The following is a 9,992-nucleotide window of genomic DNA, read 5'->3' on the forward strand; positions in this document are numbered from 1 at the left end:
TTGAAGAGAATAGGGAAGCAATATCCAGAGATAAACTAAGCACCAATCCTGTCTATGATATCGTTTTTTTGGGTAACCTCTTTTCGGACAACAATGTAGCGGGAATAATCTGGTTTATTACCCAAGTTATGCCGATGATACGTTTGGCGTTACCAACATTTACTGTTTTAATAGCGGGTTCAAATCCTGTCCAGCACGTTAGGCAGCTATGTGAGGAAACTGCAGAAGTTGATCTGAAAATAAATCCAGTGTCTTCTACAGAAGTATACAAGTCCGGGCGCGTTCTCATTAATCCAGTTTCAGCTGGGAGTGGCGTTAGTATAAAGTCCCTAGAAATGCTGGTTTCTGGTAGACCGATTGTTTCTACACCACAGGGAATAGCAGGTCTACCAGAAGAGGTTCATCACTACTTTGAAATTGCTGTAGATAAGTCATCCTTTGCAGAAGCAATTATCAGATTTTTGTCCCATCCTTTTAGGGATAATGTTAATCCAGGTGTGCTTGAGGACTTATTTGGTTATAAAGCAATAGAAGGCGTTATTTCGGAACTAGATTGTCTGGTTTCACTTTCAAAGTCTAACCAGTTAGCTCAAGCTAAATCTTGATCTAGCAGTTCTCAATTGGGTGAGGTACGAAGCCCTTGGGTTTAATTGGACTATGGACTAGGAAGTAGGGGTTAGAAAAATTTACTTTACCTCATAACTATGAGAAACACTATATCGCTAAAAATTGATAGTTTTTCTACTATTTTAGTGTTTAGTGGTGATTAAATTTTAGTTAGCCTTTTAGTTAGCCTTTTAGTTAGCAGACTTGAGCAGTATTTCGAGGTTTATATAAAAAAACACCACTAAACCTCTGATTGCTTGAGTAAAAATCAAAATATTAACTGTCAATTCAGTAAAAGATAAATGAGGAAACAACGTTTAATTACTAATACCAGCTACTATCTTACCTCGTGGTTTTTGAATCACTGGCAAGTTGGTAAACGCCCAATTTTGATTTTAGGTCATGGTCGCAGCGGTACAAGTTGGGTCGGGAAAACATTGTCCACCGCAAATCGTGCTATATACTACTACGAGCCATGTAATCCAGAGATTACTGGAAAAGGTAACATGGAAACATGGTTCCGATATACACGACCTGGTGAGCGAGATGACTTGCTTGAAAATGCTTTTGATAATGTCTTCAAAGGTCTACCTTTTGGAGGCGCTTGGTACCGAGGTTTCTGGGCTAGAGCACTGCCTAATTATCAAATTATCGTGAAAGATGTAGCATCTCTGATGTCCATCGAGTGGGTTTTCAAGCGCTACAATCCAAAACTATTGGTAATTGTTCGACATCCTTGCCCCACCGTATTATCAGAAATTAACAAAGAAACTCCTGCTGAGCTTTCCCGAGATACTCTATTAGATCAATCTAGCTTATTTGAAGATCATCTCGAACCCTACCGCTCAGTGATAGAGCAAGCAAAAACGCCCATAGAAATCTTTGCAGCTATCTGGGCAGCAAGACATCGTGTTGTAGCCGATGCATTGTCTCGAAATCCTGAATGGTTATTGGTCTTTTATGAGGACTTATGCTTAGACCCTATTGGTAAGTTCAAAGAGCTATTTGAGAAGTTTGAATTGCCATGGAATAGGCGGGTAGAAAACCATGTACTCCAGAGTTCAACTAACAATATACCTGGTCGTTATTCCAAGGTACGTATAAGCACCCAACAAATAAATAAATGGAAACAAACGATGACCCAATCTGAAGTCGATGTTGTGCGTAATTATGTTAAAATATTCGATATACCATTTTATCAGTCTGATCAATTCTGGTCACTATAAACCTGAGATCGTTTAGGTTTTTTTAAAGCTATGAAGTAGTTGGCGGTAGACACCTTGACTGGTACTGGATTTCAAGGTTTACGTAGTAGGTTGCAAGTAACGGCAGCTCTAAAGTTAACCAAAGCTCAATGGAGTAGGTGCAATATGAAAATTCTTGCCCAACCAGCCTTTAAAGATCGTGACAAAAACCCTTATACGTGGCTAGTTTACACCCACCTGGCTACTTTGGGGGTTGATGTCCATGAGTTTTCTCCTAAAAAATTGCTGATAAATGATTATTCTATCTGGCATCGGCACTGGCCAGAACGAAACTTAAATGAACCTAACTTCTTCAGAGCGATCGCAAAAACGTTAGCTCTATTCTTCTTGATGATTTTGGCTCGCTGGCGGGGTACAAAAATTGTCTGGACAGTACACAACTTAGCCTCTCATGAACAGCTTTACCCGCAACTAGAGGCTTGGTTTTGGAAAGCCTTTACAAGGCAGTTGGATGGTTACATTAACCTTAGCAAAACTGGGATGAAATCTGCCCAAGAGCGCTTCCCTCAGTTAAAGAATATTCCTGGTTTTGTAGTACCCCATGGTCACTACCGAGGGCAGTATTCTAATCAAGTCAGTTCTCAAGAAGCTCGCCATTACCTAGGAATTCCAACTTCGGCGAAAGTATTGCTTTTGTTTGGTAAAATTAGACCTTACAAAAATGCTCCTAAATTGATGCGAGTTTTCCGACAGTTTTTTGACCCAGAAGCCATACTCTACATTGTGGGTAGTCCAGAATTTCCTGAATTAGCAGCAGAAATTGAAAGGGAATCCGCCTTAGATAAACGAGTCCGAATTAACCTAAATTTCATACCCCAAGACCATATGCAATGGTACTTTAGTGCTGCTGACTTAGTTATTTTGCCGTACCGCGAGATTTTAAACTCTGGTAGTGCTTTCTTAGCCCTCTCTTTTAACCTACCCATATTAGTTCCTAAAATTGGCGCTCTCCCTGAAGTTCAAGACCAAGTTGGTGAAGAATGGGTCTATACCTATACAGGAGAAATTACTGATTATGACATTGAAAACGCTTTAGATTGGGCGTTAAACACTCCCCGTCCAGAACAAGCTCCCCTAGACGCTTTTGATTGGCAAGAACTAGCCAATCAAACGATTAATGCCTACAATGAAATTGCCAACTACTCCATAAAAAGAATGAATAAATCGTAATAGCTGAACTATAATTATCAATTTCATTGATGCCTGAAAAATTCCTGTGCTATCTCACTAGATCAATTAGTTTTTTGGGGTTAAAAAAATCGGTTTAAAACCGTAAGCATGAGCTTAAAGCACCTCAAGTAGCGTGTGCGTAGCGCATATGCTTACGGTAAGCTTATCATGTTTATTGGTCTTATTGAGATAACTAAACCGATATTTTTTTACCATAAATTCCGGCATTTTTTACAAAATAAGCTTTTTAGGCTATTTTGTCACCCCCTCAGCGATAAATCACTGAAATAATGAAAGCTAGGCATATTAGGTGATGATTCCTAGGAGTAAAAACAAGTTAATGATTGGACGACGTGAATTATTACTGGGTTTAGGTAGCTTAGCCAGTGTCGGCCCTCTGACAAGGTGTAAATCTATCAGACAAAGTAACTCAATTCAAGCTATTGATGACCCGAAGCGAGACTTTGCAGTAGCTCAAGGAGCTTCTTTAAAAGAGCGTGCAGCAGCAAAAGGATTAATTTATGGAGCCGAGAGTCGATTCCCAGACCTATCCTCAAACCCAGCCTTAGGTACCCGTTTTGCTCAAGAGTGTGCCATGCTGGTTCCCGGATGGGGACTCAAGTGGTTTGTTTCTACTCCTTCTTCCCCTCCCCTGTGCCCTCACCCCCATCAGTTTGACTTTACGGCTGGGGATTGGATGGCAGACTTTGCCAAGACTCATGGATTGCTGTTTCGGGGACATACCCTAATTTGGCACATCTCGTTACCCCCTTGGTTTGAGGAGACAGTAAACCGCCAAAATGCTGAACAGTTCTTGGTTAGACATATAAAGACAGTGGCTGGGCGTTATGTTGGACAAATGCACTCCTGGGATGTGGTGAATGAAGCGATCGCTACCTTCCAAGGACGGGCAGATGGTTTACGCAAAACGCCATGGTTAAAATTTTTAGGTCCGAAATACATTGACCTAGCCTTTCGCATTGCAGCTGTTGCTGACCCCAAGGCAATGTTACTCTACAACGAGTATGGACTGAGTTATGATTCGAGTGATGAGCAAGCCAAGCGTAGGGCTGTATTGAAGCTACTAGAGGGGTTGAAGTCTCAGGGAACCCCCTGTCATGCCCTGGGAATCCAGGCTCACTTGCGAGGGAATAAACGGATTAACCCCCACAGCCTGCGGAAGTTTCTCCGAGATGTGGCGAGTATGGGTTTTAAAATCTTGATTACTGAACTAGATGTCAGAGATGACAAGTTACCAAAGGATGTGACTGTACGCGATCGCATGGTGGCTCAAGCTTATGAAGATTATCTGTCTGTTGTGCTTGATGAGCCAGCCGTGATTGCAGTAGTGACCTGGGGATTTAGCGATCGCTACACATACTTAAGTAGCTTCCATCCCCGGTCAGATGGTGCCCCAGTGCGACCTCTACCTCTCGATGCAGATTTCCAGCCCAAGTTAGCCTGGAATGCGATCGCTCGTGCTTTTGATAATGCTCCTAAGCGTTGAATCATTAGACCTTTGGGGAAATTAACTTTCAGCTGAGATATCAATTGGGTTAATGGTTCATTTTCACGCCTATGTAGCCTCACGTTCAGACCCCTTAAAAATGGGATAATATAGGATATATCGGTATCAATTAGACATCCTATGGATCTCACTCCCATAGAAGCCCAAGATAGATATGGCTATAACTCAAAGACTTTATCTAGATGGGCAGACGCAGGCAAGATTGAATGTATTAGGTCTCCCGGCGGGCACCGACGCTATTTGGCCAGTTCCATTGAGCGCTTAGTAGACGGAGAGGATTCACGTTCCGTTATTCTCTATGCCCGAGTGTCTACCAGGTCTCAGTCGGATGATCTTGCGTCTCAGGTTGAGTACTTGGGGCAGTGTTATCCAGAGTGTCGGTGCTACTCAGAGTACGGTTCTGGATTAAATTTCAAGAGACGTAAGTTCATCCAGTTAATGGAAAAGGTTGCTGGTTCACAGATAAAGACCATAGTCGTTGCTCACAAAGATCGACTATGCCGATTTGGTTTTGATTTCGTGGAGTGGTTTTGTTCCCTGCACAAATGCCAAATCATAGTATTGAATCACACCTATAAGTCTCCTCAACAGGAACTGATCGATGATTTTATGTCCATAATGCATTGCTTCAGCTCTAAGCTCTACTTCCTTCGTCGGTACGAAAAAGAAATAAAAAATACCGTCAAAGAAGTAGACAGATTAGACAAATTAGGATAAAATAGACGTAAGACGACAAAGACCTAACGATGCCAAAGCAGTCAACAACAAACAAGAAAATATCGACTCAAATTGTCCCCGTAGTGGGGATGACCAAGTCGGTTGAAAATGAGTTGCTAGCGACTATGAAAAACCTTGGGATTGTTAGGTCTGAATCTGATCACAAATTAGGGAGTATCAATCACTGGGGAATCGACTGGAAAAAGTCCTACCCCGAGGTCAGAACCTTCAGGACTCCTGATTCACTAGGTCTGCCTTCTAAATTGATGGAATGGACGGTCAGTGATGTGGCAAAAGCTATCACTGCTCAACAAGCGGCCTCAATTGATGCTGTTGTCAAAAAGGTTTATAAAAGGTTTCCTGGAAAAGCCAATCTAAAGGTCAGGAAAGACCAATGCCTACAACTGAAGACCTTGGCTTTCATGGACAGTCCACTGCTCCATAGGTTGGTCAGAAAGGAGTACCAAAGAGGGCATTCTTGGATCCGAAATAAAATAGTCTACCAACAAGGCGGCTACAAGTGTAAGAGAGTATCTCGAAACACCTACCAACTGGAATTAGCTGGTCTCAAGAGAGGAAAAAGGAACAAGGTACTAGTCAGATCTAACCGCAAGATCAAAGGGCAGATCCGACTAATTCACAACCAGTTGCTTCAGCGTTTTGAAGTTCATTTTCTGGTAGATCATGGAAGAGTTGACGTTCCTTTGGAGCGTCCATCTATCGGAATTGATAAGGGGTACACAGAGGCTTTCTTTGATTCGGAAGGGAAAGCTCATGGCAAAGGTCTGGGCAGGTTGGCGTCAAAGAAATCAGATCGAATATGCGCAAAAAACCGGAACCGAGGAAAACTTTGGGCACTGCACAGAAAGCTGGAAGAAATTGATCCGGCTAAGTCTGCTCGAATCCTGGAGAACAATCTTGGCAGAAAGACTGAGAACCGCCGTTACAGGAAAGACCTTGGTGAAATACTCGCCGTTATTGGCCAAGCCTCCAAGTCACTACTTGGAGGAAAAGCATTAAAAGTTTTTGCAGAAGATTTAACACAACCAATTACGAATAAGCGCCAGTCCAAGGCCATGTCTCGCAAGCTTAATAGCTGGATGATTGGACTGATGCGAGATTCCTTACAAAAATGGGCTAATTGGACTGGATCGGTTGTCACGGAAGTTCAGCCTAGCTACACGTCGCAAATTGACTCTAGGAATGGAACCCTATTAGGGAAAAGGACTGGGGACAATTTTACCGGATTTGATGGGGTCGTGTTGCAGGCTGACCACAATGCTGCCAAAAACATCCTTGCTCGGGGTACGGACTTCGAAATTTCTCGGTTCTCTTCGAGGGCTGAGGTTCAGGCAGTGTTGTTGCGTCGTACTGCGCGTTACTTGAAAGGGTTGGGACTGAGTTTAGCTAATGCAGTCGAGCTTGGATGGCTTGACTCTAAACATACTAAAACTCAGACTTTCAAGCAGCTCCTGGCCGGGATGTCAGGAACGTCTAAATAGTGAGTGGCAGGTTTAACTCCAATTACTGTATGACCACTCCTCACTTAGACAACAATAAAATGCACCTTGACCGGATTGTACGGGCTTGTCCCAATTTCTCCCGGTTTAAGAGTCTCCCTATGTATATATATAGGTTTATATATAATAGCAGTTCTCAATTGGGTGAGGTAGAAAGTCCTGGGTTAATGAGAGTCGGGAGATCGGAGTCGGGAGATCGGAGTCGGGAGATCGGATGCAGTGCGGTCTTGGGAGTCCCCCTCAAGACCGCACTGGCTCCCTTTGAACACACTGGCTCCCTTTGACCGCGCACCCGTCGCTTTACTAACGACGTTGTTTTGCTTGGTCAAAGGCTTCACAAAGTTCCTCGAAAGAACAACCCAGTATTTCAATCAGGAGCCTGACGTGCTTTAAACGTGGTTCGGCTTTGCCATTTTCCCAGTCACTAATCGTCGTAATGCTGACACCAACAGCAATGGCTAATTTCATTTGAGTCAGATTGACATGTTCCCTGAGTTTTACCAGGGTTAGAGGTTGATCTTCTTGGCTTTTCATAATAAATTGTTATTGTTCAAGAAAACTTGAACGGTTTGCTTAAATAGGGCTTGCGGATGAACTCTACATGTAGTGTTATTGTTACCCTCTAAAACCTACATGTCCTGTGTCGATGGCTAAATTGCGTAAGCCCTAATTAAAATAGGGCAGTTAACTTTGTTTTCTGCCCTTTTCTTGTTTGCCAGACAGCAGCAAGCAGTTTGGCGACCTCACATAGGGTTATTAGCTAGTTCAGTAAAATACCTTACCACTAACCATACCGTAGATAAATTTTCTGTAAAATGTTTGCACCAAACAGCTAATATTCCCCAAGCTATGCCAAGCTAGAGGCAAATCATCGCGCAATCGAAAGTAAGCCGCTTCAACACCTGCAGACTTGCCTCATCAGGGCAATCTAACCCGCAACTAATTACGGTGACATTTACCAAACCTCTCTATCGATAGGTGTAGGCTTCTCGCCAACCCCAGCCATCGCTATTTCCTTACAGAAACGCTTCCGTGTTCGGGTATAAGGCAAGCTTTACTTCTGACGGGATGCCCCACCGTCAAATTTCTGATTTTGATTGCTTTATCCACAGGAGGTTTGATTTCCACTGTCCTTAACCAGTGCATTTTCGGCTTTGGTCATCAACTTTAATAGACTTTAATTCACCATTACTTGCTCGTCTATTATAACTGATTAGACAAAAAGTGAGAAGAATTAGACAAAAAATCAGCAGAACTGTCAGGCTGCGTTCAATTTCACCCCCAAATTAGTACATATGTACTAATAACCCGGTCATCAATCCTGCCCGCTCATGATGAGGGGCTGTTTCCCTAAGTAAGCGTCCGCACATGGGTTACCCCATGGTACGAGCTTCCCAACGTCTAAGATGGGTCGCTGATGGTAGTGGAAGCTAATTTGGCTCCAAATTCAAGTGTCTCAAGGAAAACCTATAAGGAAAACCTATGTTGAATTATAGAGAAAAGCTCAATCCCTGGATCATTGTCCTTTTGCAACCCAAGCTCAGCAATATCACCGTTGGCCGATTCAGACGGCGCGGCAATGCTGAAGAACATCTACGAGTTTTAAAGCAGATGATGCCTGAGGCAAAATTTTCCATTATGTTTGATGTGGAGACTATTAGGGAGGATGTTGTTAACTAGTGGCTAAGGTAAGTCATTAGTCATTACTCATCTGTCGTAAGCATTCAGCCGTCAGCTATCAGCCGTCAGCTTATTTTATTCAAAAGCTGTTCGGTGTAGCGTGCGCTATGGGCATAAACTGTTCCGGTAGCGTGGCGAAAGGCCTTTCGCTGTTCGCGTAGCGTGCGCGTAGCGCATTAGCTGATACGCGACACGCGCTATAGCTTACCATCTGTCATCAGTAACTACAGTTACTAATGTATGTTGTTCACATTGGACTAATAGAACTCTGGTGAAAATCATGCCTCTACTCCTTGTCATGTCTGAGCTAAACGTTAATTTTCCCAGAGTTCTAATCACTAATGACTAATGACTTTTTGAGTAGGATTAGTTAACCGTTTAAGTCAAACCCCTAAAAGAAATTCGGCTGATGACGAATTAGGTTTAGAAATTCCTCACGAGTTTTTTGATCCTCTTGAAAAATCCCGACCATCGCACTGGTGGCGGTCCAAGACCCTGGTTTTTGCACACCGCGCATCACCATGCACATATGGGTAGCTTCCATAACCACAGCCACACCCTTGGGATCTAGGACAGCTTGAATGGCTTCGGCAATCTGGCGAGTCAGCCGTTCCTGGACTTGCAGTCGCCGTGCATACATCTCGACCACACGGGCTATTTTACTCAGTCCTACCACTTTTTGGTTAGGGATATAGGCGACGTGAGCCTTACCCATAAATGGCAACATGTGGTGTTCACAGAGGCTAAAGAAATTGATATCCCGGACGAGTACCATTTCATTGTGACCTTCGTCAAAAATTGCCCCGTTGACTATTGCCTCTAAAGACTGGTTGTAACCACCAGTCAAGAATCGCATTGCCTCGACTACCCGCTTAGGGGTTTTGAGCAGTCCCTCTCGTTGCGGGTCTTCACCAACACCCAATAATATAGTGCTTACAGCGTTGATCATCTCCTGGTTCAGTTCTTCCAAAGGAGGTTGTAAATTGGGCTGGTGACCATTCTGGGTATTGCGGTCAGGACGGGTCTCTAGCTGATTGTTCTCATTACCATTGATACTTTTAGCAGTTGAAACAGATTCAACACGCTTGAAACCATTGGAAGAAGCAATAGTCATGATTAATCTGATTAGATTGTAAACAAAAATGAACTTGATATTGCCAGACCATAGGGACAGGTTAAATTGACACAGCAATAACCTTTCAGTTAACCAAAAGTGTGCTATTATTACCTATACCCTAAAGAATCCCGGCACTGGGCATCAGAGTCAACGACTCGATCACAGCCTGTTGTGGTAGCTGGACGGTGTGCAAAATTGACTGGGCAACAATTTCTGGGGTCAACATCCCTGACCGATTTAATTGCACCTGAACTGTATCTGCATCCCATAAAGGGGTATTGACTGCACCTGGACAAATGCTTACTACCCGGATACCATGGCGGCTTTCCTCCGCTGCTAGAGTCTTGAGGCGAGCAGCGTTGGTGAACCAGAGAAGCGGCAGCGCTGTC

Annotated in this window: 11 protein-coding genes and 1 pseudogene; 8 read left to right on the top strand and 4 right to left on the bottom strand. The window is 43.4% G+C overall.

Translation table 11 applies throughout. The annotated features are described in order from the left end of the window. The 7 genes from F6K20_RS11215 to F6K20_RS11245 all read left to right on the top strand — a co-directional run. Positions 1 to 605 (top strand): glycosyltransferase family 4 protein (locus tag F6K20_RS11215; RefSeq protein ID WP_287294688.1); only part of this gene is annotated, 605 nt, incomplete at its 5' end. A 303-nt stretch (positions 606 to 908) separates the two neighbouring features. Continuing rightward, the gene (locus tag F6K20_RS11220; protein WP_008179461.1) at positions 909 to 1,832 is read left to right on the top strand and encodes a sulfotransferase family protein; all 924 of its coding nucleotides are present in this window, start codon (positions 909 to 911) and stop codon (positions 1,830 to 1,832) included. A 144-nt stretch (positions 1,833 to 1,976) separates the two neighbouring features. Next, a complete protein-coding gene (locus tag F6K20_RS11225) occupies positions 1,977 to 3,041 on the top strand; it encodes a glycosyltransferase family 4 protein (RefSeq protein ID WP_044492252.1) in 1,065 nt (354 codons plus the stop codon). A 340-nt stretch (positions 3,042 to 3,381) separates the two neighbouring features. After that, positions 3,382 to 4,548 (top strand): endo-1,4-beta-xylanase, encoded by a 1,167-nt coding sequence (locus F6K20_RS11230; protein WP_229414292.1) that lies wholly within the window; start codon positions 3,382 to 3,384, stop codon positions 4,546 to 4,548. A gap of 141 nt (positions 4,549 to 4,689) precedes the next feature. Further along, positions 4,690 to 5,286 (top strand): IS607 family transposase, encoded by a 597-nt coding sequence (locus tag F6K20_RS11235; RefSeq protein WP_008179455.1) that lies wholly within the window; start codon positions 4,690 to 4,692, stop codon positions 5,284 to 5,286. Between the two features lie 29 nt (positions 5,287 to 5,315). Continuing rightward, positions 5,316 to 6,788, top strand: a complete 1,473-nt coding sequence (locus F6K20_RS11240) for a zinc ribbon domain-containing protein (RefSeq protein WP_044492192.1) — start codon at positions 5,316 to 5,318, stop codon at positions 6,786 to 6,788. Positions 6,789 to 6,817: 29 nt separating this feature from the next. After that, positions 6,818 to 7,090 (top strand): hypothetical protein, encoded by a 273-nt coding sequence (locus tag F6K20_RS11245; protein WP_131826936.1) that lies wholly within the window; start codon positions 6,818 to 6,820, stop codon positions 7,088 to 7,090. A 19-nt stretch (positions 7,091 to 7,109) separates the two neighbouring features. On the opposite strand, the gene F6K20_RS11250 is transcribed toward F6K20_RS11245, so the two are convergent. Further along, positions 7,110 to 7,340 (bottom strand): helix-turn-helix domain-containing protein, encoded by a 231-nt coding sequence (locus F6K20_RS11250; protein ID WP_008179453.1) that lies wholly within the window; start codon positions 7,338 to 7,340, stop codon positions 7,110 to 7,112. Positions 7,341 to 8,288: 948 nt separating this feature from the next. Here F6K20_RS11250 and F6K20_RS11255 point away from each other — a divergent pair. Beyond that, entirely contained in the window at positions 8,289 to 8,486 is a 198-nt protein-coding gene (locus F6K20_RS11255) for a hypothetical protein (protein WP_008179452.1), read from the top strand. Between the two features lie 79 nt (positions 8,487 to 8,565). Here the strand turns inward: F6K20_RS11255 and F6K20_RS11260 are convergent, their stop codons facing one another. The 3 genes and pseudogenes from F6K20_RS11260 to F6K20_RS11270 all read right to left on the bottom strand — a co-directional run. Next, positions 8,566 to 8,697, bottom strand: a complete 132-nt coding sequence (locus F6K20_RS11260) for a hypothetical protein (RefSeq protein ID WP_287249212.1) — start codon at positions 8,695 to 8,697, stop codon at positions 8,566 to 8,568. A gap of 180 nt (positions 8,698 to 8,877) precedes the next feature. Next, a complete protein-coding gene (folE, locus tag F6K20_RS11265) occupies positions 8,878 to 9,600 on the bottom strand; it encodes a GTP cyclohydrolase I FolE (RefSeq protein ID WP_008179451.1) in 723 nt (240 codons plus the stop codon). 121 nt (positions 9,601 to 9,721) lie between these two features. After that, a pseudogene (locus F6K20_RS11270) lies at positions 9,722 to 9,992 on the bottom strand (hypothetical protein); the annotation flags it as partial.

This window comes from Moorena sp. SIO2C4, assembly GCF_010672485.1.
Taxonomy (GTDB): Bacteria; Cyanobacteriota; Cyanobacteriia; order Cyanobacteriales; family Coleofasciculaceae; genus Moorena; species Moorena producens.